Below are 24,615 nucleotides of genomic sequence, written 5' to 3'. Positions count from 1 at the left end.
TTTTACTTCTGTTCTGATTTGCATTTTCTGATATTTATTGACATACAGAAAATAAAAATAATAGTTTTTTACAAAAGTTCCTTACACTCTTGGTTCAAAACTTTGACAAAGATTTACGCTTCAATAAGTCGCCGCAATCTTGTCATCTCGACCAGAGGGAGAGATCACACGCGAAACTCAACAAAGATTAAATTCTCTTACGAAGATCTCTTCGTCGAGAGGATAATCTTTGTGTTTTTTTTCTCCCTATTAGTTATTTTTTAATTCAATAACATTGCCTACAACGACTAAACATGATCAATTAACAACGCAACTAATTGTAAATTTTCTCTAAATTTTCTCTTTTTCTATAGCTCTTTCGAAAGTTTAAAATATATTTACGTTTTGGTTAATAGAATTACGTTGTACGAATAATCAGTTACTATAGCGTTAGGCCAATTAATTTTAAGCAGTCAAAATGGAAAAACATACCCTATCAGTAGCATCGTTACCTCTGGAAGATAATCCAATACCGAATAGTCAAATAACGAAAGTAGATTTATTACCGGATCCCGAATCCCGTTTGGATTCTATGGAAATGAAAGAAAAACCTCTTATGGATTCCAGTATTCCTTTTAGGGATTTGACAAATGTTGCGAGTAAAAAAGAAAGCATTGGGCGACTTATTGATAAATTGGATGTTGAAAATAATCTGAGATACCAAAGAACTGTAGAAGATACCTACTGCAATGTATACTCTTATGATTATTGCTATTTCTCTAAAGTATATCTGCCAACAGTTTGGTGGACACCGGAATCTCTGGAAAAAGTTTTGCAGGGACAGGAAGTAGAAGTTATTTTCGAACAAACTGTTGATCGCATTTATTCCAGCGCACTACACGATTGGTTTTTAGAATGGGGAGCAAGTTTTGGATGGAAAAGAATGTTTTCTGTTGACGAAATGCAGAATAAAGTAAATGCTAATGGCGGAATTGGAATAATTTGTGCCAAAAGAAAAGAAAAAGGGCTTTCCGGACATATTGTTCCTGTTGTTCCCGAAACTGATACACATAAAGCGTATCGTGAAAATGACATTGTAGTATATCCACTACAGTCACAAGCAGGAAAGTTAAATTATAATTACTTTGCAGAAGTGAGAAAAGATTGGTGGAATGATGAGTTATATTCCTCCTACGTGCTCTATTACCACGAATAAATAAAAACAACAACGCCGATTGTTCAGTCTTCAAAATTATTATTGATTTCCAATACATTAAGTACTTGGAAATAACATAAAAAAGAATTACTTTTGCAACTTGGAAAAAACAAGAATAGCAAAAGTTGTGATTTAGCTATTCCCTTGCTTAAATTATTGATGCAAAAGCGATTAATAGCGATAGTGATTTTATAACTTCATTATAAAATTTTACTACTTAATTGGTCTTCTAGTCGATACAAGTGCAAAATTCCTAAAATATAAATTCCTATATTTTTAAAAGTAAACAAGAACTTTTATAATGGAGGCAAAATATGCTTAATCCGTTATGAGGCTTCCTGTCTCCTATTTTAACACACTGGAATTACATCCGAATAAAAAACAAGCTTTAAATATTTTAATAAACCATAAAAAGAAAATTAGTATAAATGAAAGACAATCAGACAAAAAAGTATTATTGGGGAATAGGATTAGAAAACGAAACTTACTTACAATTTGAAGATCCCTTAATAGTCTCTGGTGAATTTATACAAGAAAAGATTGGTTTTGAAAAATACAGTATTGACTATAGAAAATGTTACAAACCAGAAAGCTTAGCGCCTGTTTTGAAAAAAGCTTTTGGCTTGACGGAAAACTATAAAGTAAGCCGAATGATGAACAGTCACTCACTTGAAAAACTGGACATCAACTATCAGCACAAGACATTATCACCAATAAAACCATTGATTGATACAGAAAATGGTGAAGTAACTGCACAACCGCTTGAAAATCCTGAATATCTTGGAAAATCGATAATGGAACTTTTCCTTGAGGATCAGCCCTACAACATTCAAAGTATGATTACCCAAAGAAACAAAACAATGGGTTCTGTACATTTTGATGGGGATTCTATCGAATTTGTAACCAAATATTTTGAAAACAGAACAATAGCTGATTCTTGTAAAGAACTAAAAGCGACCAAAAAATTATTCCTTGATAAAATCAATGAATCTTCAGTTCTAAACGAAAAATTAAATTTTCCGGATTACAATAATGGTCTTAACATGTTTATGACCAATCAGGAAAACCTGGTTTTGTTTAACAACGGAACGTACCATTTTCACATTACTTTGCCTTCTCTAACTGAAGACAGCAGAATTGTTGATTATAATGATTTTGAAAAAACACATGCCAATGCCATCTATTTATTGCAATGGTTTGAGCCTTTTTTTATAGCTACTCTTGGCAGCCCTGATATTATGGGTGTTATTAGTGATAAATTCACTTTAGACAAAAAATTTACTTTAGGTTCAATGCGAAATGCCATGTCCCGCTACATAGGCGTTGGAACTTATAATAAAGCAATGCCAAAAGGTAAGATCCTTACCTATAATGTAGATGAATTTAGAAAATTGCTGAAATTCGAAAAAGAGGAAAACATTTGGTGGCGCGATCAGATTGAAGCTGACATGGAATATGAAATGTTATCAGAAGTAGGTCTTGATTTTAACCAGGAAAAAATGTACCAAAGCGGTTTTGAATTCAGAAGCTTTGATGAGTTTCCGGCAGAATACCTGAATGATGTTCTTTTTTCTATTATTTTAATCTGTGAGCACTCTTTAAATCTCCCTGATGTTCAATGGGGACATGACAGCAAAGCCTGGAATAATCTTGTTTTTAAAACTTTAAAAATGGGTTATCTAACTGAAATAGAGGAAGACGAAAAGAATGAAGTTTTAGAGTTACTGCAAATACTAAATCCATCAGACAGTAATTACAGTACTCTTAAATCTGAATTTGAAGCTATCGTAATGTTAGATCAATTCTTCTTTAAAATATTAGCTGTATTACATGACAAATACAAAGACAACAATGTTTGTCTGGATGCTATGTACGGACAAAAAACAAGTTCTCCTCCACAATGGGACAACTTTAATAAATACCAGACCGAAAGACATTTAAAACAAATAGGATCTTTCTGTGATAATTAATCCTTTCGCTTAAATTATAAAAAAACATCCCATAAAGAAAAATTCTTTATGGGATGTTTTTTTATAATTTAAAGAAGCTCGTTATGCAACTTCTTCTACTTTTAAGATTTCCAGTTTTAGATTTCCTTTTTTAGCAGGCCATTCTACAACATTACCTTCTTTATATCCTACCATCGCTATACCTTCATCAGAAAGTATAGAAATTCTGTTTTTACTTACTTTGTTTTTTTCAGGACCTACAAACACAACTGTTTTTTCTTCATTGGTTGCACAATCTTTATAAGTTACTCTTCTATTTACAGAAACGATATCTTCCGGTAAATCTCTTCTTAGTACCTGTGTGGCTTTTTTAAGTTCATGAAGCAATAATACTTCTTCTTCAACTGTTACTTTTTTTCTTCTTACGTGATCTTTAATTAAATCGTATATTCCTGTTGTTAAAATAATATTTTGTGACTGTGACATAACTTTCTGTTTGCTCCGTTTTCATAGGTATGATATAAACTCATCATTGAACATTTTATAGCTCATGTGTATGGTAAATTCAATGATATCCTAATCCTAAATGAAAATTGAAGATTAAATAAATGAGCTGCCTGAATAAAAAGAATCCCTGTCCAGAGTTTTGACAGGGCTTAATTAATAAACTCTTTCGAACTTTTTAAGAAAGTATCGTCATGCAAATATAACAACGTGCCTATAAGGCGCATCAAGTGATTATTAGTTAAATAAAAATTTGAAATAGTCATTATTATAAATGCATTTAATTTTCTGCAAGTTAACCCTTTTATTTGAAAGAAAAAACACTAAAAAATTTAAGTGAAACATTTAGAACTAATTGAGTTCACTGAACGTATTTTATTAGTACTGATTATCAAATCACGGTATCGTTTTTTCAAGATTTATAAATAAATATCCAGTCAGTTTATCCATAAAAAAAATATTTCATAACTTCGTTCCGTCACTCTAAATACTTCTTAGTTGCCAAATTCCGGCAACTTCATAAGGCTGTGGGAAGTTCGTTAGCGGTCAGACTAAAAAATATAAAACTTTAATTTAAAGAAAAAAGAAAAATGTCTATCACAACTGAATCCGAATTAATTGGAATGAAAAAGGCTAGCGAAGCTGTTGCCTTTACTTTAAAAGAAATGAGAAACTTTGCCAAGGCTGGTATGACCACAAAGGAATTAGACGACTTTGGCGGACAAATCCTGAATGATTTAGGCGCAAAATCGGCTCCTTATTTAACTTATGGTTTTCCGGGATGGACTTGCATAAGTGTCAATAATGAATTTTGTCACGGCATACCATCAGACAAAAGAATACTAAAAGAAGGTGATTTAATTAATATTGACGTTTCGGCAGAGCTGGATGGATTTTGGTCAGACAACGGCGGATCATTTGTTATTGGAACTGATGTGAACCAACACCAAAAACTTATTGAGGCTTCGAAACAAATTTTGCATAAAGCAATACATAATATTAAAGGCGGTGTTCGTATTTCTGACATTGGTTATCTAATTGAAACCGAAGCTAAAAAAAGAGGTTACAAAGTCATTAAAAACTTAACAGGTCACGGTATTGGAAAAAGTCTTCACGAAGCACCACATGAAATAGCGAATTACAGAGATAAATTCAATCAGACAAGATTCAAAAAGAACTCTGTAGTAGCGATTGAAACCTTTATTTCAACTACTTCTACAATTGCAGAAACCTTGCAAGACGGCTGGACAATGGTGGGTAACAAGGGTGGTTATATGGCGCAACATGAGCATACTATTGTTGTTACTGATGGCAAACCCATCATATTAACAGAAATGAATGAAATATGGAATTAAGCAAATGATATAAAAACGCTTACTTTTAAGAATGAGAAAACCTCCGGTATCAAAAGATTCCGGAGGTTTTGCTTTTTGGCAACTTATAAAAAATCCAAAACATTACACTATTAAAGTATCATTCTTAGTATAAAACCAGACAAGTTATATTCTCGTTTAATGTCGTTCTCATTTTCAGAACAAAATGAAGTCCTCTGCCAATCAGCATACAAAGAGATAAAATCAGGATCACCAGGGTAATAAGCAATCCTTTTATTATTTTACAGCTGTTCATTACCGCTACTAAAACAAACGAAGACCTAGTCCTGCCTGAATTTGATGACTGTTAGCCTTCGATCCAAAATCAGTCACATCAGAGAATCCCCAAACATATCTCGCATAAAGTGTCACCGGTCTTAAATTAACTTCGGTACCAGCCACAAAAGCAAAATCAGTCTTTTTGAACAATTTTTTACCATTCTCAAGAACACTCTGGTTTCCACTGGTTAAAAAACTGAACTGCGGCCCTGCAACAACTGTAATCAATCCCTCACTGTTCAAACGAAGCAATACTGGCACACTTACATAATTCAGGGTTTTATTTTTTTTGAAAGCATTATCAAAAATATCTTTATAGCTGTCAGCAATTTTAGTATTAGTCTGATTGAACAACACTTCTCCCTGAACACCTAAAAAATCACTAAAGTTCACATATGCGAAACCACCCAACTGATAACCCAATTCGAAATTACTATTAAAATTTTCACCATCAAGTTTATTCATATTAACCCCTGCTTTTGCCCCAATATGTACCTGACTATAACCAAACACAGACATACATAGCGCTGCTATAACAATTATTTTTTTCATGTTTTTAATTTTTAATTTTAAACTAAATATTCTTTTTTTATGCAAACAGCGGGTTTTAGTAACCCACTACTTTGCAAGAAGTCAGTGATTATTTTTTAGTATAATTAGAATATTCAGTAATCGTTTCTACATTGGCAGCCTGCCCAATAAATTTAGCTTCCATTGTAAGTTTTTCATGCACAGGAAGGTATTGTTTTGCCTGATCATCCCATTTGTATTTTACAACAAGATCAAACTTATCAGCGGTAAGAATAGCCACTTTTACCGGTTTCTCGTTAAGCGTTTGTATTTGATCCATTTTTTTAGATTTAACATTAATTGTCATATAAAATCGGCAATCTTTTATAAAACCATTTTCCTTATTAAGTGACGAAGGATCGAGTTTGTAACTAATAACAAGTTGATCTGCAGTCTCCTTTTCTATTCTAAAACTTGCATCCTCTGCCTTCAAAGCTGGAGACTCTTTACTCTGGTTCTTTCTAAAAGTATTTACGGCAGATTTAGAAGGATTTTTTCCGTCTACTGAAACAACCGTCCAGCGTTCTGCTCCTGAATTAGCAGGGTCGAATTTAGCAATTGTAACCGCCTCACTTGCGCTGGTTATTATAGTTTGCTTAAAATCGAATGCATAGTTATCCGGTCTTTTAGTTTTTTCAGGATTAAGAATACCAGAATCGATTCCGTATTTAAAAAAAGCATCCATTACCTTCGATTTCTGTGCAGAAACAGTAGCTGTAAATAGCACCAAAAAGAAAAGAATCAATGTATTTGTTCTATTCTGTGCTTCATTATTTGTTTTCGAATTATTAAAATCTGTCCGTGCCATTACTTTTGTTTTTTCCATTTTTAGATATAGTATTTGTTATTATTATGGCGCAAAATTATTGTTAACATCTCTTTTGCAGAGAAATTATTCAGTGAAGCGACGAATCTGTATGGTGAATTGTCAATTTGAGGTATTGAACTGAATTTGCATTGGCTGTTTTTACTAAAACCCCTTATAAATAGCACGTTCACATAGAAATAAATAAAAATTAGATTTTATAAAACTTACCCAATTTTAATTAAAACTGCTTCAAAATTCTTTTATTTGTACCCTCAAAAAGAAATAGAACCAATACTTGGTATCCAATAAAAAACAAATCTTGTGAATCGTCCCGAAGAAATAACTGTTCAGGTAAAAAAGAGTAAACTAAAAACGCTATTATTAATTACGTTTGTCTTTATAGGCTCTTATGCCAGTATATTTATCATATATCCTTCTTCATACTGGAATGCTTACATAAATATGCCACATCAAAATATCATTATAGATATATTGGCGAATCTCTTTTTTTGTGTCACCATATTGATGTTAAGTCTTTTTATCGACAGAATCCTGGAAAAAAAAATATCATGGATGATACATCCTCTAAGACGTTTATTGATTCAAATAATTTTTCAAATCTTAGGTGCCTTATTTATTATTATTAGTCTGGCTGTAATATATTATCTATTAGGAAAACCTTCAGTCACACCACATGCGAACGTAGGGCTTCGACAAGCCTTATATACAATGATTTCGATCATCCTTTGGTCCTTGATGATAAGTGCCTTGAATACAGGTGATTTTTTATTAAGAAACTGGAAAAATGCCACCATAAAAGCTGCTGAATACAAAGTAAATGCTGCCGAAAATAAGCAGTTAGCCGCCGAAATTGAATTGCAATCCCTTAAATTACAGCTTGATCCTCATTTTGTTTTCAATAATCTGAGTGTCCTTTCTGAATTGATCCTAAAAGACCAACAATTAGGATATGATTTTACAGAAAACTTCGCAAAAGTATACCGTTATCTATTGGTAAATTCAAAAAAACAACTGGTACAACTACACGAAGAACTCCAATTTCTGGATGCATATCTCTTTCTAATAAAAAACCGAATTGGTGACGGATGTACTTTCCTGATTGATATTGATAAATCGAAACTTAATATGTCGATCCCTCCTATTACACTTCAGCTTTTTATCGAAAATGCTTTAAAACATAACCGCACAGAAGAAGAAAATCCGTTGATTATTCATGTCTTTTCTAATGAGAATGATGAGTTAGTAATATCTAATAACCTTTTGCCACGTATAAAAAAAGCACCTTCTACAGGAATTGGACTCAAAAACATTATCAGTCGCTATGCTTTATTAAGTGACAGGAAAGTATCAGTAGAAGAGAACGATCAAACTTTCACTGTAAAAGTACCCCTTATATAATGAATACAATAAAAAAAATACTGATCCTCGAGGACGAAAAATTAAACTCAGAAAGAATAAAACGTTTGATTCTCAAAATAAGACCTGAAACAGAAATTCTTGATGTTTTGCCAAGCGTAAAAAAGACAGTATCCTGGTTGTCTGAAAATAAATGTCCGGACCTGATCCTGATGGATGTACAGTTGGCAGATGGTTTATGCTTTGAGATTTTTAATCTCGCTGAAGTAACTTGTCCTGTTATATTCACTACAGCTTATGATGAATACGCCATTAAAGCATTTAAGTACAACAGCATAGATTATCTCCTTAAACCTATTGAAAAAGAAGAACTTGAAACTGCTATAATCAAATTCGAAAATTCCTCAAAGAAACCTGCGGGCCAACAACCACAAATAGAAGAGCTTCTTGCTTATATACAGCCAAAAGAATATCGAAAACGCTTTTTGATTCCTTATCGCGATGGTTACAGAAAAATTAATACAGAAGATGTCGCTTATTTTTATTCGAATATGAATATTAATTATGCAAAACTGTTTAACAATGAAGAAGTTGTCGTATCACAAACCTTAGAGACGCTGGAACAGGAACTAGACCCGAAAAATTTCTTCAGGGCAAATCGCCAGTATATTATACATGTAAATTCGATAGAAAATCTACATAATTTTTTTAATGGTAAATTAAAACTCAAAATAAAACATAATAAAGAAGAAGATATTATTGTGAGCAGAACAAAAGCTCCTGCTTTTAAATTATGGTTAGATTACTGACAAATATTGTATTATAATTCTTGTCATAGTCTACATCAAAATACAATTAAAAGACCGGTATCGTTGGTATTTAGTGATTTAAAGCAAGTAATTATTTGAGCAACTAAAAATAAAAAGTTTTTTTTTCGTTAACAAAAATCACTAACTTGTATAGAATTAGTATTAAAATACAACCTTAATCCTACACTAAACAGGTAATAATGTGCGTTTTTCTAAAAAGAACATAACATAAAATTCCTGAAGTAACTTTTTCTAACACATAAAAAATATACTTATTATGCGAGTACCGGTCATCCGAAAAAATATAAAATTTACCCCAGATTCCAAAAGAGTTGTTGCCCGATATTTTATAAATGGTGATGAGCGAACCCAACAAATGGTTGCCCGAATAATGATGCTTGATGAAAAGCAGGTATTAGAAACACTGGAACAAACTCTACGCGAGTTTGCGAGACGCCATCGAAATATTTCGGCTATATTTTTTAGACACTGCGAAAAAATAAGACCCGTAATAGAAGGAATGCAAATAGATTATGAAGCCATTTCTCTGGATCGAAAAATGCTGATTGGTTCTTATTGTACAATGGAATATGCAATAGAATCTGCTGCAATTTTTAATCCCTCTATTATAGAAGATTTTGATCAGTCTGGTTTAGAATTGGGAGAAAAACGCGTTATAATTTCGTTTCGCGCAACCGGAGAAGGTCATATCTCATCAATTGTTTTTAGAAGAGGGATTCTTGACAAAGACAATAACCTTCAGGTAATGAAAATTGGTCATAACATTGATAAGGCCGAGATTGAGCATAAAACCTTATTTAATAAAGAGCGATTTCTATTGAAATTGTCTGAAATGCATACTCAGGATAAATACATCGCGCAAATCATGCAGGATCTGCCCGATGAATTTGAGTTTGCAGTATTAAAAAGTATGGTCAATACAACCCTAAGCGATCCATCGATTCGTCAGGAAAGAAGAACAGCGCTCGAAGAAATCATCTGGTTAGCCGATTCGTTTTATGACCTGCAATTCAAACATGATTCTGATATTACAGAACGTGTTATATTTCCGATATCAGACTCTGAAAGCCGTGGTATCGAAGATGCCCGTTTTGTACGTTTTACAGATGATGATAATTCGTCTCGTGTTATGGCGACCTATACGGCTTATAATGGTCATACAATATTACCCAAACTTATTTCTACCGAAGATTTTTACACCTTTAGAGTCATGCCACTACATGGTATTGGGGCACAAAATAAAAATCTTGCTTTGTTTCCCCGAAAAATAAAAGGCAAATATGCAATGCTTGCCAGAATAGATGGCGTAAACAATTATATTATGTACTCTGACAGAGTTACCCAATGGAATACGCCAATTCTTCTGCAAGAACCACGTTATACCTGGGAGTTTACACAAATAGGAAACTGCGGATCTCCACTATGGACCACAGAAGGATGGCTTGTTATTACTCATGGTGTGGGTACAATGAGACGTTATTGTATTGGCGCATCATTGTTTGATCTTGACGATCCGTCTAAAGAAATTGGAAGACTTGAAGAACCGTTGCTTTCACCGCTGGAAGATGAACGAGAAGGTTATGTGCCTAATGTGGTCTATTCCTGTGGTGCCATTATTCATAATAACAGCTTGATATTACCTTATGCCGTATCTGATTATTCCTCTACTTATGCTATAGTCGATATGGTGGATCTTATCGATGCTTTGAAAAAAAGCAAGTAATTAAATCACAAACAATAATAATTTGTTCTCCTGAAATTTACAGTTCAATTCAGGAAAAAAAATTATTAATTGATATTATAAAAACATACTTAGAAAAAAACCTGAAGCAATTGTAACAGCAACAGTAACAATACCGGGAATCATGAAACTATGATTCACTACATATTTGCCAATACGGGTTGTACCTGTACGATCAAAGTCCATGGCAGCAACCAAAGTAGGATAACCCGGTAAAATAAAATCTGAATTAACAGCAGGAAACATTGCGATAAGATGTGGCTGTCCAATTCCCAAAGACAATCCTATTGGCATCATGATCCTCGTAGTAGCGGCCTGACTAAAAGTCAATGCGCCCATAATAACTAATGCAAAGGTAAAAGTAAAAGGATACTCTGATGTAATATCCCTGAAAGTACTTTCTATCAAAGCTTCATTCGCGCCCATAAAAGTAGCACTCATCCATACGACACCAAGCACGGATACAATTGCGGTAGCCATTGAGGTAAACAAGCTCATTTTTGATACTAATACAGCAGATGTTTTTGTTATAATCATTATCAATGCCGAAGCTGAAAGTGTGATTATTATTATTAATGCCGTAAGATTAATTGCGCCATCTGCTCCTACTGCAAATCCTGCCGCGCCTGGACCAACATTTGGAAGAAATTGCGGAAAACCGCCAAAGAATATAATTAGTAATATGGCGCCTGCAAAAATAAAAACAGCCGTTTTGGCCCCGGGTTTTAATTCCCTGTTTGATTCTGATGTTTTGTCTATACTTTCTGCAAATTCAGGATCCTTCATTTTTTCGATAAATCCCGGATCTTCATCAAGCTCCCTGCCTTTCTTCCATACAGAAATTACACCGGCAATTATTCCTATCAAACAAGCAGGAATACATATTTTCATTATATCTACAACAGCTGTAGAATAAGCAAGTATCGCAGCCAATGATGCTGTTGCTGCGCTCATAGGACTTCCTGTAAGCGCCATATGAGATGCAATAACAGATATGCTCAACGGTCGTTCCGGTCGTATTCGTTTCTTGGCAGATACTTCGGCAATGATAGGAAGCAGCGAATATACAATGTGTGCCGTACCCGCAAATAAACATAAAAAATAAACCGTAAAAGGCGCTATAAATGTGATATACTTAGGATTGCGACGAATAATTTTTTCGGCAATGCTCACCAAATAATCCAAACCGCCTGCAGCCTGTAATGTAGCGGCTGTGGTAACAATGGCTAAAATAATAAGTAGTACTGCTATAGGCGGCTCTGCCGGACGCATATGAAAAAACAAAACAAAAATAAGCAACCCTACCATTCCCATAACCCCCAAACCTATTCCTTTAAGTCGCGACCCAATAAGGATCATTGCCATAAGTATTGCAAACTGTAATAGTATCATGAAGTGATAATTTAGGATTAATACGCTTTTTTTATAGGCTAAATAAGTAAAGTTGCTGATGCTGTACTACTGCCAATTGTACTTAAAACCTCTTTGGCCTGTATTCAGAAAAGTCATTTTGTTTACAATATTTACTCCACTGTTATTTATTAAATGATTAAAAACGGAAGAAATAATCTTGTATCTCTTTTTGATTTTTTGTTTTGGTAAGCCCAAGCATCAGTAATATTCTTGCTTTCTGCGGACTTAGATTGTCTGAAACTACAGTTCCTAATTCATTGTCATTCGTTTCGCCATCCAGCACCACTCTGCCTTCGATACAACGACTCGCACGACATACTGCAATATTCGCTTTAGTGGCTTTTTTTATAGCTTCAGTAAAAGCTTTCGAAAAATTTCCGTTGCCAACACCAGCAATTACAATACCGTCAACTTTTTGTTTCACCAGATAATCAATATAAGCAGGAGATGCATCAGCATACATATAAACGATTTCTACTTTAGGCAATTTTGTACTTGCATTTACCCCAAAAGGTCCTTCTTTAGCAATTTCTCTCACTGATGATTTATAATATACCACACGTCCGTCATATACCTCACCAAGCGGGCCAGAATCCGGAGACTTAAAAGCATTTACTTTTGTAGTGCTCGTTTTGGTAACTTCTCTCGAATCATAAATAGATTCATTAAAAGATACTAATACGCCACGTCCTTTACTTTTAGGATCAGCAGCAACCGTAATGGCATCAAAAAGATTTTTAGGCCCATCTGCACTAATAGCTGTTGCAGGGCGCATAGAACCTGTAATTACTACAGGCAATTCATGCGGTAAAACCAAATCAAGAAAATAAGCACTTTCTTCCTGAGTATCTGTACCATGAGTTATAACAACACCATCGGCCTCATTTTTACTAAATATTTCATTAATACGTACAGCTAGTTTTTTCCAAATTTCAAGACTCATATCCTGACTGCCTACAGATGATATTTGTTCCCCGCTAATATCTGCAATAGCATTTACGCTTGGGATACTGCCTATAAGATCTGACACAGGAATTTTACCAGCTGTGTATCCCGCTCTATCCGAAGATTTTCCTTCGCCGGCAATAGTTCCGCCCGTTGCAAGAATTATAATTCTTGGCTTTTGTTGGGCAAAAACCAGAGATGTTGCAATACACAACAAAAATACAAGTAGTAATTTTTTCATTTTTTCAATATTTATAAAGTTAATCCTGTTATTAGAAATTAAAAAGTATTCCAAAATTGATCCGGACAGCATTCGCTCCCTGCGTGCTGCCATTATCATACTGCAGTTCTTTGTAGCCAATTTGCGGCTCCAGCCCTATCGTGAGATAATCAAAGAAATCATAAGAGGCATTAAGTGTAAATTGGTAGTTGGTCATTTGATCCCAACCCGCCTGAGTACCTGCTCCTTCATAAAAATGATTATAAGATGTCATTATCATTGAGTGAAACTTTGTATTCCAATATTTCTGATAAGAAATAAATCCCGCATGTACCGGCAGAAGATTCAGTTTTCCTGAAAAATCAGATTTTGCGAAACCATCCAGACCCGAACCTCCTACGGCTAGAAAGTAGTCACTTATCCCCTTACCAATCGTCCATTGTGCTTGTAGATTATTTACTAAACCTGATTTTTTTCTAAAAAATATACTAGTAATAGCGGTAACCCCACCACCGTTTTTAGAAGCAAAATCAAAATCAGTTTCTCCTGTGGCAATATCCTGCGAATCATAAGCTACACTGCGATAAAGTCCCGCAAGTTTCATAAATCCAGCATTATCAAAAGTATATCGTATCCCTGCTACAGCATCAGGCGCCCTTGAAGGTGCATAATCAACCCCATAACCTGGGCTCAAAGTATAATCATACAAACGTCGCGGTTCCATGTACTCTGCCGAAAGTTCAAAAGAAGTATGACCATTTTTCCTGAAATTTGCTGTATATCGAACCTGAATCCTTCTGGAAAGTACCATTCCCGTAGGTCCATCCCAGTCTAATAATGATGCCGGCCATAATGAATAATCCCCAAAATTTGACCAGTTCTGACCAATCATCCAATGATCGTACTGAATCCAGGCGTGACGAAGCCTAAACTGAGAAGTATTGTTTGCACCCTCAAAATCAGCTTCTAACATTGATTTTAATTCTTTACCGTTACTTAATTGTATAGTGCTTACAAAACGCAATTGCGATTGTCTCATATCCATACTAAAAGCAGGTATATCAAGACCGGAAACATCGTTTTTATGAATAAGAAAAGAACTATTACCATTCAGACTTCCCTTAATATCGTAAATACCATTTAGTTTAAGCCTGCCTATAAGTCTTGCTGTAACTTTTGGTTTTCCATTCAGCGTATCTTTAGATTCAACCGCCATTAATTGCGCATTAACAGTATTGGATAATAAGATGCAGGAACAAAAAATGATCAACAGTAAAATTTTGTTTTGTTTCATAATCAATAAAAATTGAAGAAATAGATTAAATGACAGCTTACTGAAATTGATGGTAATTATAACGTCACTGCAAATTCAGAATATGACGCAGTATGAAGCTTATAAAGATTAAATTATTAGAATCGTAGAAGTGTAGATGTCACGCGGTACGAAGAATCTAATACGAATGCTGACCGAAGATTTAATACATTCAAAAGGAATGAATTTTATTTCCATTACTAAACGATTAGCGAAGACTAATGAAAACTGCCGATAAAATGATATCTTATTCATATAATTTCTAGTATTAGAATTTATTTTATAAAATCACTGATTACACAAATATAAAAAAAATACCGCAAAATCTTACAAAATATCATTTGTTTATTCTCAAATAATTGCGTACTATATAATTTATCCCTAGTTAAATTTCAAATAATTCATTTTTATTAAAAAAATTGAGTTAAAATTAAACATTTAAATAATCCAATCATTTAAAGTTGTTTTTGAAACTTGTCTATAATTGAAGCTAAATTTTTCTTTACTGTAACATCTTCTTTTATTTTATGTCTCTTTAAAAAAGAATATTCAATTACTTTTTTCAAATCACGATGATATTACTCTTTCGTTTTTCTTGTGATTTTAATAAAATAGTAATCATCTAATAATCAAAAAAGAATCTATGTCCTATTTCAAAAGAATTTTAGCTATTTCTACTTTATTATGCGGAGTTTCCGGATTTTCACAGCAAATCAATGTTGTACAAAATAGTTTCTGGCTGCAAGAAGGTTACGATCGTACCCTGACCATAAAAGATGCCGATTATGCTTATTATAATATCGACAATGCAAACTGCAAAGCATTTGTTGAAGGAAATTTTGCCGGTAGATTTTCCGTTGTTTCTGCAACAGACAGCTTGTTGGTACTAAATCCGGGCGGCATTGTAGATTATCGTTTTAGACGTATTAATAAACTGCCTGCTCTTTGTACAGAAACTGCAGTAAAAGACCCTTCTTTCGAAAAAAACTTTAAAATTTTCTGGCTTACTTTCAATGACAATTATGCCTTTTTTAAAGAGAGAAATATCAAATGGCAACAGGTTTACAAAGACTATTTGCCAAAAGTTGAAAAAGTTGAAACAGAACAGAAGTTTGCTGCAATACTTCGCGAAATTGTCCAGGAGATGAATGACGGACATATTCGTCTTGAAATCCCGAAAGCCTTAAATCCAAAAGTTACCCAGACCGTTACCAAACCTTCAAAATCCAAGAAAGAAGTCATTGCAGATTTACAGCAAAAATATGCTGAGAATATGAAATCCTATAATGATGGAGTTATACAATGGGGATTTTTGAAGAGTAGTAAGACAGGATATATAATCATTAACGACATGAATAATTTTGCAGATTATGTTCCTGCTTCAGAACAAAATTCTAAAGACTTTATCAAAAAATACGAAACAATTAGCACAACTAAAGTTCCCTTGAAAATGTTTGAAGATGAACTTAATGGTGTCGAAAAAATAATGAAGATTATTCTTGATGATTTAAAAAATACAGAATCGGTGGTGATTGATCTTAGATTTAATGGCGGTGGATATGAAACTGTTGCGCTTAAACTGTTAGGTCATTTTGTTTCGGACAACAAAACCATACTTTCAGTAAAGGCAAAAACTCGTCTGGGTTTCTCCGCCAGTCAGCACTACAATTTAGTTCCTGCACAAAATCCTTACCGTAAAAAAGTATATGTACTAACAAGTCATAATACGGCCAGTGCAGCAGAAATCTTTACACTGGGTACTTTAAGTTATCCTGAAATCGTGCGAATTGGCTCTCCGACAGCAGGAATATTTTCAGAGTTATTATGGAAAGAACTTCCTAACGGCTGGGAATTCAGTTTGTCTAATGAAGTCTATTCAGATAGTAAAAATAAAAGTTATGAGAGCGTTGGTATTCCTGCCAACTATGAAATAAATTACCCAAAAGAACGTACAGCTCTTTATGATAGTTTTTACTCAAGCAATGGTTTTACAGACAAAGCGCTTGAAAAAGTGTTTCTTTTAGAAAAGTAGTTTTTTTGTTTTTTTATAATTTTAAATACGAAACGCTCCATATTGTGGAGCGTTTTGTATTTAAAATTTACGGTATGATTTTATCGTTTCTTAATTGTGTAAACAACTCAAAAAACGAATCTTTTGTACTTTTATAGGCTGTAAATCCAAGTTTTCGGCTTTTCGACATATCTGTCATAACTTCTAACGGACGTCCCAGATCAAGATCGGTATGCCATGCAGAGGCTAACTTATTCAGATTTTTTTCCGTTAATTCATTCTCTTGCACAATTTCTGTCCAGATTGATTGTTTATCATTTAATACACTTTCAAGCGGCCTTATGGTTCCATTGTAACCTTCAAAATCAATTTCGAACCATTGCGCTATTTGTGGCCACAACCATTTCCAGCGAAAAACATCTCCATTTGTTATATTAAATGCCTCATTGTGCGCTTCGGGTGTTGTTGCTGCCCATATTAGCTGTTCTGCCAAAATTTTAGCATCCGTAACATCTGAGATTCCGTTCCATTGTTCAGCAGATCCCGGCCAGATCAAGGGTAAACCTTCACGCTTGCAAATACTTGCATACACCGCGAGTGTAGTCCCCATATTCATCGCATTGCCAACAGTTTTACCAATAATAGTATGTGGGCGATGTACATTCCAGGTAAAACCGTACAATGCAGCAGCTTCATAAACTTCGTCTTCCTGAGCATAGTAAAAATTTTCAAGGTCCAATCGGGGCATTTCCTCTCTCAGTGGTGTTTCCGGCAAAGTTCCTTTAGCATAAGAATCAAAAGGTCCCAGATAATGTTTTAAGCCCGTTACCAGCGAAACATGTTTAATACATTTTTTAGCAGATAAAACTTGTAATAAGTTACGAATCATGGCACTATTTACCCTGATATTTTCTTCTTCAGTATCATTTCGCATCCACGTAGTAAAAAATATATGTGTAGGAAAAACATCTTTTAATGCTGAAGATAATGGGTTACTGTCCAATAGATCAGCGGCGATTGGGGATAATCCCTCAATATCACTTTTTGGATTTCTGGCAAGACCATAAACTTTCCATCCTTTTTCTATCAATTTTGAGGCAAGATTACTTCCTGCAATTCCGGTTGCTCCAACTACCAGGGCTATGTTGTCATCTGTAGAAGGTGTAGCTAATTTTTGAGTATTCATAATTTAAATTTTTATCAAAATTACTTCTAAAACAACGCTCGGAAAGATGACCTAAAACAAGAAATTCGATTGATCTAAATCAAGTATTGTTGTCCCTACATTACATTCTTTTTTAAACGGCTTAAGGTTTCAGGAGAAAGTCCCAGATAAGAAGCCAGTAAATTTTGTGGTACACGCCTGATCAGATCGGGATTCTTTTCTACCATATGCTTGTATTTCTCTTCGGCAGTATGTGTATGAGAACTTATTAACCTTCTTTCTTTTGTAATTAAGCTGTTTTGAAAAAGCAAGCGGAAATACCGGTCCATGACAGGAACCTGCAACGTTAGGTTCTCAAAATCTTCACTGGTGATCACCAGCACTTCTGAGTCCTCCATTGCATCAATACTGTAAAATGAAATTTCTCCCCTGAAAAAACTATTCATATCTGATGTCCACCAACCTTCAGGCGTAAACTGATTGATGTGTTCATTGCCTTTTTCATCTGTATTATACGCTTTTAAAAGACCTTTTGTAACAAAACTTAAATATTTGCAAACATGCCCTTCCACAACCAAAAATTGTCTCCTTTTTAGTTTTTTAGGCGTAAAGAAGCTGGCTACAAGTTCTTTTTCGCCTGAAGTTAAGCTCACTTTTTCTTCAAGATGTTTGAAAAGTATATCGTACATACGGGATATTGTCTAATTGATTACTATAATAAACAAATGTAAGATATTTATTTTTCAGCTTTTTGTGATTACTAGCCTATACCACCTTGCCTCATACTTTTGAAATCACTATCATTTTCAATCAGTTATAACATTATTAACTTTTAAATAATATTTTTACATCAGTCGTAAGTTCAATTTCAGGCTTTCAACACAATAGATTAGTTAATTAAAAAAAATCTATTCGCATTTATACAATCATAATTCAAAATCGAAAGCTAGCTTTGGCGCGTTAAAAATCGTAAAATGAAATATAAGACCAAATTTTTAAAATTGTTTACTGCATCTAAATTCCAAAAAACTCCAGCTATAAAACTGATAGGGAAATTTAGTATTATTGTCTTCCTTTTTTCTAATCCCTATACTATAAAAGCCCAAACAACAGATGCTACAAATGGTAAAGCAACTTTTGGAGATTGGGGAATCGAAACTCAGTTCATAAGTAAGAAAGTATTACCGGGAAATGATTTTTATAAATACGTTAACGAAGGCTGGCTGGAGTCTAAAACGATCCCGGCAGGTGCTTCAGGATTTAGTAATTATAGCGAAGCTAAAAATAGAATTGACGAAAGAATAGCTTATATTATTCATGACGGCGCAGCCAAAATCAAGACGAGCAAAGGTGCAATAAAACAAGTAGGAGCGCTTTATCTGGGGTATACCGATACTGACAACATCGAAAAACTGGGACTTAAAACAATTCAGCAGGATTTAGAACAAATACTTGCTTTAAAAAGTTACGAAGACGTTGCTAAGTGGATGGCAAATCCAAAGTCTTTTTCGATTATCTCTATTCACACAGCTCCTGATATCAATAACAGAAGCCGATTTCTTGTTGCATTGGGTGATAGCGGTATAGGACTTCCCTCGCCGCAATGGTACGAAAAGCAAGATGGTCTTTATCCGGGATATCGCAAGGCATATAAAGAATATATTGCACGTACTTTTGAACTTGCCGGTATTTCTAATGCTGAAAAACGCGCTAATGATATTCTTGAAATTGAAACTCAGTTGGCAGCAGTACAATGGACACCTGCACAAATGCGTGACAGCAAGATTAATTCACGCTTGTTGCCCACATCAGAACTCTCTACTTATGCTCCGGGTTTTCCCTGGAAAGTTTTTTTGGCCAGCAGACAGGTAGACCATGTAAGTGAAATAATCTTGCAGGCCGACTCCGCAATAAAGGCAAAGGCGGCCTTATTTGCAAATACATCAACAGACATTTGGTCCTCTTATCTTGCGTTTCACTGGATTGTGAATCATTCTACTCTTTTACCCGAGCAATTCCGCAAAAATCAATTTGATTTTTATTCCGGTACTTTAAGTGGAATTACAAATGATGCTTCAAGAGAAAAAAAATCAATTTTATACGTAAACAATCGTCTGGGGCAAGTCGTTGGGAAGCTCTATGTCGAAAAATACTTTTCTTCTGAATACCTGAAAAATACTAAGGATTTGGTCGATTACATCCGAAAGGCATTTTCTATCAGACTGCAAAAACTGGACTGGCTGGACGACAGCAGCAGAAAAGAAGCAATAGCAAAACTAGACGCTGTGACGGTAAGAATAGGATATCCTGAAGTTTGGCGCGATTACTCCTCGTTAAAATTTGATATCAAAAATCCTATTGGTAATGAGCAGCTTATTGCACAATCGAACTGGGAGAATGAACGCTCGATGCTGCAAAAGGTTTACACTAGTAAAAATTGGTATCAGGTTCCGCAAACTGTAGATGCGACAAGCAGTAAACTATACAATTCGATCGAATTTCCTGCTGGTATTTTGCAGGCTCCATTCTTTGATCCCTTTGCTGATCCTGCAGTAAACTTTGGTGCGATAGGTGCAATAATCGGACATGAATTAGGGCATTGTTTTGATGACGAAGGCTCTAAGTTTGATGGTAATGGTATAATGCGTGACTGGTGGACTCAACAAACCCGAAAATCATTTGAAGAACGTACCACGAAACTTGTTGATCAATATAACGCTTTTTCGTCTGATGGAATTCATGTTAACGGAAAACAAACGCTTGGAGAAAACATTGGCGATCTGACCGGAGTAGTCGTTGCTTATGAGGCTTACCAACTTTATCGTGCCGATCATCAAAATATTCCCTCAGTTTTAAATGACTACACAGATGACCAACGCTACTTTTTATCTTTTGCCCAAACCAATCGGAGTCTTTACACTCCGGAAGCATACCGTATAACGTTATCGCAGGATTATCACGCACCTGCAGATTATCGTGTAAATGGTGTTGTTCGTAATGTTGATGCCTGGTACAAGGCTTTTAATATAAAACCGGAAGACAAACTTTATTTGTCACCGGAGGAACGGGTACGCATTTGGTAATGATAACAAAGTTCAACTCTACAGTCCTCACTCTAAAAATATAACCTGATAGAATATGTATCAAAAATTACAATCTTGTACCTGTCAGGCTACAACAAATTGTCTTGTTTTAAAGTTTGAAAGCTACTTCTGACTGATTTCACAGCCTGTCACAATTTAAAATGACAAAACAATAATTTTATTTTCATCAAAATTTCCATAAATAATAAACACAAAAATCAAACAAACCGATTCAAAATAATTAAATCGATTATTTTTTAACGTTATATTAATATTTTTCTTATCATTGTAGCACAGTATAGAATAGTACTGCATCTTAACTAATTATAATGAATTATTATGCAAGAAAAAATTACAAAAGAAAAATTATCATTTAAAATCTTCCTTACCACATTATTGCTGTTATTCGCAATATATGGCTCTGCTCAAACTTATGAATTCGAAAATGGTGTCCGCACTAATAGTGCCGATATACAAAACTGTGATTCCTGTTCAGGCAAAATAGTAGGCAATTTGGGCGGTACAAGCAGTGTTTCGGTAAACGTGAATGTTACGGCGAAAGGCTGGCACAATCTGCAATTATTCTATTGCACGGGCGACCCCAGAACTATTCGCTTAACAGCCGGATCAGCTACAACCATTGCTATTCCGTGTGAACCAAGTGGCGGATGGAGTACTGCTGCTTCAAAAAATATAAGTGTTTATCTTAACAGCGGAACCACTACCCTTCTCTGGGACAATACGAGTTCATGGGCTCCAAATCTGGACAAATTTGTTTTAACACCAATGGGTTCTTCCAATCTAAAAACAGTGCCTTTTGGTAATAATAATGCTATTGTCTATAACTTTAGCAATAAAACGTACAACATAAAATTCAATGGCAGTACGGTAATTACCAATGCGTCAGCGTATGCTTATAGCGATCAAAAATATGCGAGTGGTAACTTCGCCTCGGCAACTTACACCTCAGAATCTTTTACGGATAATATTGGCAGTGGAACTAAGCATATTTTTACTTTAAATGGAAATTACACATTGGGTATGCAGCAAATTTTTTATACCTATACTAATAAAAATTATCTGGCTGTACAGGTTGTCCTTACAGGAAACGGAGCTAACTGCTATAAAATGTCTCCATTGACGAGTTATCAGGTTACACCCAACTTTGGCAGTGGAGACACCAGGGCTCTTTTTGTACCTTATGACAATGATGCCTGGATTCGCTACAATGCCTTTCCCCTTAACTCAGCTGATTTTACAGCATCTGAGGTGACGAATATTTATAATAATAACAATCGCAAAGGTCTGGTTATTGGCTCGCTGGAACATACAAAATGGAAAACCGGCGTTACAGTAAGTGGCGGCGGCACATCATCAGCCTACGTTTCGGTAGTTGCAGGATGGACAAAGAAAGATGTTACCCGAGATACCCGTGATCATGGTTGGGTAAATGTTGGACAAACAAGCTGCCCCTCACCTAAAGTAATGATAAATGCAACTCAGGACTGGCGAACAGGTTTCGAGGAATTCGCGCAAGCCAACGCTGCCATGCAACCTAAATACATTTTTGACTGGACTGCTCCTAAACCTATCGGATGGAACAGCTGGGGCGCCATGCAGTCTAATATTACTCTGTCTAAGGCCAATGCTGTTGTAGATTTCTTTCATGATGATTGCCCGGCGTATAAAACCGAAGACAACACACTATTTATTGACCTCGACTCGTATTGGGATAATATGACGGATGCCCAGCTGGCACAGTTCGTTACCTATGCAAAAAGCAAAGGATTTAAAGCGGGTATTTACTGGGCGCCTTTTGTAGATTGGGGCAAATACAACCGCCAGGTCGAAGGAAGCTCTTACAATTATGATCAGTGTTGGACAAAGGTCAACGGGAATCCTTTTGAACTTGATGGCGCCTATGCCATGGATCCTACAAGTCCGGGAACGAAGTCCAGAATAAAATATTTTATAAACCGTTTTAAAGCGGCAGGATTCGAAATGGTAAAAATCGACTTTTTGACTCATGCGAGTATCGAAGCAGATGGTTTTGCGAACAATCAACTGCATACCGGTATGGAAGCGTATCAGGAAGGAATGAAGTTTTTGATCGATGAGATTAATGGGACAATGCTGGTTCAGGCAGCCATATCGCCTAATCTGGCAACAGGACCGTTTGTACATGTACGTCGGGTTGCCTGCGATGCTTACAGTAGTATTAGTGAAACAGATTATACACTAAATAGTACAACTTATGGTTGGTGGCAAAACCAAATATATGATTATCTCGATGCTGATCACGTGGTTTTTGGCAACGCTTCTATAGGAGAAAATCGTGCCCGACTACTAAGCAGCGTCGTAACGGGTACTATCACAAGCGGTGACGATTTTTCTGTGGAAGGAGCCTGGAAAGCTAAATCACAAAACCTTTTACAAAATAATGATGTTATGAATGTTGCCCGTGCAGATATGCATTTTATTCCTGCTGATGGAAATACGGGTTACAATGCAGCCAACATTTTCTCCGCCACGCATAACAATGTCACCTATGTAGCAGTGTTTAACTACAGTGATAATGCAATTACAAATACGATAAGTTTAAGTCGGCTTGGATTAGGTTCCGGAAATTATACAGTCAAAGAATTGTATTCCGGCACTACAAGTTCAACACAAGGAACGCTAAATATAAAACTGCCTAAAGCTGATGCGGCTTTGTATGCCATATCGCAAGGATCAAAATTCAATATTCCGTTCTGTAACTGGAATACAATCACCAATTATATTTTTCCGAATCCTGCATCATCAACCTTCAGGATAAAATTTGATCACCCTATAAATGGATCTGTCGCAATTGGGGTTTATAACATTTTCGGGAAAGAAGTATTAAAAACCACTACTGTAGTTCAGGACATGACGAGTTCAGAAGTACCTGTAAACAGCTTGCCTAAAGGAATCTATATGGTAAAGGTTTCCGAAACCGGAAATACGATACAATATTTGAAGTTCATTAAACAATAAATTCCAACAATGACATAAGAACCTGATTTTCAAGAACAATGAAAATCAGGTTTTTTATTACTGACACTTCAGATAAAATCAACAGTTCCGTAATACTCTTAAATAAATTTTAGGCGAGACAATAAATGATTGAATTAAATGTTTGTATGTAAGAATTAATCTGTTTAAATTTAAGGATTGATTGCTTTTATATATTAAAACATTTAAAGTTTATGAAAAGGATATTATTTCTGATTATTATAATGAGCACTGCTCTGCAAGGATATGCACAAAAAGAATTGAAGGATAAATACAAGCCTATCCCATCCAAAAATTCTGAAACCAAAGAAAGTCTGCCGCCACCAGAGACGCCACCAAACCCGGAAACGCCACCTCTGAAAGACGGGACGGTTTTAAAAATCAATCCGGATGATCTTTATAAAAATAACATTCTGTATAAACCGGAGGCCAATGTCGAGGGAATTTTTTACAGAAGAAATGAATACTTAGGAAGTTATGTAACCAATACAGCCACTTCTACAGTGCGTTATCGTGATGCAGCTTTTGTAGACGGGGATAAAATCAGGGTTTACCTGAATGATAAAGTTATTGAAACAGAAGTCACTTTAGAAAGTGCGTTTCAGGGTTTTAAAATAGATTTGGTTAAAGGAATTAATAAAATTGATTTTGAAGCGTTAAACGAAGGTTCCGCTTCACCAAATACAGCTGAATTTCAGGTTTTTGATGATAAAGGAGCGGTTATTAAATCCAGTCAATGGAATGTTGGAACCGGATATAAAGCTACAATTATCTTGTATAAAGAATAAATTTGGAGCTGTTTCA

General features: G+C 35.0%; 18 protein-coding genes. 10 read left to right on the top strand and 8 right to left on the bottom strand.

Translation table 11 applies throughout. The features are described from left to right. The first annotated feature begins 457 nt into the window (after nt 1-457). Together ACQKCJ_RS14285 and ACQKCJ_RS14280 are read left to right on the top strand one after the other, a co-directional pair. Complete coding sequence (locus ACQKCJ_RS14285) at nt 458-1,195, top strand: hypothetical protein (protein WP_271336139.1); 738 nt, start codon at nt 458-460, stop codon at nt 1,193-1,195. A gap of 428 nt (nt 1,196-1,623) precedes the next feature. Beyond that, complete coding sequence (locus tag ACQKCJ_RS14280) at nt 1,624-3,165, top strand: hypothetical protein (RefSeq protein WP_271336138.1); 1,542 nt, start codon at nt 1,624-1,626, stop codon at nt 3,163-3,165. 81 nt (nt 3,166-3,246) lie between these two features. On the opposite strand, the gene ACQKCJ_RS14275 is transcribed toward ACQKCJ_RS14280, so the two are convergent. Next, nucleotides 3,247-3,630: a GreA/GreB family elongation factor gene (locus ACQKCJ_RS14275; RefSeq protein WP_271336137.1), complete on the bottom strand. Its 384-nt coding sequence runs from the start codon at nt 3,628-3,630 to the stop codon at nt 3,247-3,249. A 608-nt stretch (nt 3,631-4,238) separates the two neighbouring features. On the opposite strand from ACQKCJ_RS14275, the gene map reads away from it, so the two are divergent. Next, the gene (map, locus tag ACQKCJ_RS14270; RefSeq protein ID WP_271336136.1) at nt 4,239-5,003 is read left to right on the top strand and encodes a type I methionyl aminopeptidase; all 765 of its coding nucleotides are present in this window, start codon (nt 4,239-4,241) and stop codon (nt 5,001-5,003) included. A gap of 282 nt (nt 5,004-5,285) precedes the next feature. Here map and ACQKCJ_RS14265 read toward each other — a convergent pair whose 3' ends face one another. Together ACQKCJ_RS14265 and ACQKCJ_RS14260 are read right to left on the bottom strand one after the other, a co-directional pair. After that, nucleotides 5,286-5,852, bottom strand: a complete 567-nt coding sequence (locus ACQKCJ_RS14265) for a porin family protein (RefSeq protein WP_271336135.1) — start codon at nt 5,850-5,852, stop codon at nt 5,286-5,288. Between the two features lie 88 nt (nt 5,853-5,940). After that, nucleotides 5,941-6,696, bottom strand: coding sequence for a hypothetical protein (locus ACQKCJ_RS14260; RefSeq protein WP_271336134.1), 756 nt, complete (start codon nt 6,694-6,696; stop codon nt 5,941-5,943). 303 nt (nt 6,697-6,999) lie between these two features. On the opposite strand from ACQKCJ_RS14260, the gene ACQKCJ_RS14255 reads away from it, so the two are divergent. From ACQKCJ_RS14255 to ACQKCJ_RS14245, 3 genes are all read left to right on the top strand, one after another. Further along, nucleotides 7,000-8,097 carry a sensor histidine kinase gene (locus ACQKCJ_RS14255; RefSeq protein ID WP_427402259.1) on the top strand — a complete coding sequence of 366 codons (1,098 nt, stop codon included), beginning with the start codon at nt 7,000-7,002 and terminating at the stop codon, nt 8,095-8,097. Next, a complete protein-coding gene (locus ACQKCJ_RS14250) occupies nt 8,097-8,864 on the top strand; it encodes a LytR/AlgR family response regulator transcription factor (RefSeq protein WP_271336132.1) in 768 nt (255 codons plus the stop codon). The genes ACQKCJ_RS14255 and ACQKCJ_RS14250 overlap by 1 nt, the downstream gene beginning before the upstream one ends. 277 nt (nt 8,865-9,141) lie before the next feature. After that, a complete protein-coding gene (locus tag ACQKCJ_RS14245) occupies nt 9,142-10,608 on the top strand; it encodes a glycoside hydrolase family 130 protein (protein ID WP_271336131.1) in 1,467 nt (488 codons plus the stop codon). A gap of 75 nt (nt 10,609-10,683) precedes the next feature. Here ACQKCJ_RS14245 and ACQKCJ_RS14240 read toward each other — a convergent pair whose 3' ends face one another. The 3 genes from ACQKCJ_RS14240 to ACQKCJ_RS14230 form a co-directional block, all read right to left on the bottom strand. Next, on the bottom strand, nt 10,684-12,018 hold the full coding sequence (locus tag ACQKCJ_RS14240) for an anaerobic C4-dicarboxylate transporter family protein (protein WP_271336130.1): 1,335 nt from the start codon (nt 12,016-12,018) through the stop codon (nt 10,684-10,686). Between the two features lie 157 nt (nt 12,019-12,175). After that, the gene (locus ACQKCJ_RS14235; RefSeq protein WP_427402258.1) at nt 12,176-13,225 is read right to left on the bottom strand and encodes a type II asparaginase; all 1,050 of its coding nucleotides are present in this window, start codon (nt 13,223-13,225) and stop codon (nt 12,176-12,178) included. 31 nt (nt 13,226-13,256) lie between these two features. Then, the gene (locus ACQKCJ_RS14230; RefSeq protein ID WP_271336128.1) at nt 13,257-14,498 is read right to left on the bottom strand and encodes a DcaP family trimeric outer membrane transporter; all 1,242 of its coding nucleotides are present in this window, start codon (nt 14,496-14,498) and stop codon (nt 13,257-13,259) included. A gap of 661 nt (nt 14,499-15,159) precedes the next feature. On the opposite strand from ACQKCJ_RS14230, the gene ACQKCJ_RS14225 reads away from it, so the two are divergent. After that, nucleotides 15,160-16,548 carry a S41 family peptidase gene (locus ACQKCJ_RS14225; RefSeq protein WP_271336127.1) on the top strand — a complete coding sequence of 463 codons (1,389 nt, stop codon included), beginning with the start codon at nt 15,160-15,162 and terminating at the stop codon, nt 16,546-16,548. 67 nt (nt 16,549-16,615) lie between these two features. On the opposite strand, the gene ACQKCJ_RS14220 is transcribed toward ACQKCJ_RS14225, so the two are convergent. Then, complete coding sequence (locus tag ACQKCJ_RS14220) at nt 16,616-17,713, bottom strand: SDR family oxidoreductase (protein WP_271336126.1); 1,098 nt, start codon at nt 17,711-17,713, stop codon at nt 16,616-16,618. A gap of 95 nt (nt 17,714-17,808) precedes the next feature. Next, entirely contained in the window at nt 17,809-18,381 is a 573-nt protein-coding gene (locus ACQKCJ_RS14215) for a Crp/Fnr family transcriptional regulator (protein WP_427402257.1), read from the bottom strand. Between the two features lie 285 nt (nt 18,382-18,666). On the opposite strand from ACQKCJ_RS14215, the gene ACQKCJ_RS14210 reads away from it, so the two are divergent. The 3 genes from ACQKCJ_RS14210 to ACQKCJ_RS14200 all read left to right on the top strand — a co-directional run bounded on the left by ACQKCJ_RS14210 (nt 18,667) and on the right by ACQKCJ_RS14200 (nt 24,599). Next, a complete protein-coding gene (locus ACQKCJ_RS14210) occupies nt 18,667-20,775 on the top strand; it encodes a M13 family metallopeptidase (RefSeq protein ID WP_427402256.1) in 2,109 nt (702 codons plus the stop codon). A 339-nt stretch (nt 20,776-21,114) separates the two neighbouring features. After that, the gene (locus ACQKCJ_RS14205; protein WP_427402255.1) at nt 21,115-23,793 is read left to right on the top strand and encodes a T9SS type A sorting domain-containing protein; all 2,679 of its coding nucleotides are present in this window, start codon (nt 21,115-21,117) and stop codon (nt 23,791-23,793) included. 212 nt (nt 23,794-24,005) lie between these two features. Next, nucleotides 24,006-24,599: a hypothetical protein gene (locus ACQKCJ_RS14200; protein ID WP_271336122.1), complete on the top strand. Its 594-nt coding sequence runs from the start codon at nt 24,006-24,008 to the stop codon at nt 24,597-24,599. Nucleotides 24,600-24,615 lie beyond the last annotated feature (16 nt).

The sequence above is a fragment of the Flavobacterium sp. NPDC079362 genome (assembly GCF_050267765.1).
GTDB classification, from domain to species: Bacteria; Bacteroidota; Bacteroidia; order Flavobacteriales; family Flavobacteriaceae; genus Flavobacterium; species Flavobacterium azizsancarii.
This window is presented reverse-complemented; position numbering and strand designations above follow the sequence as displayed.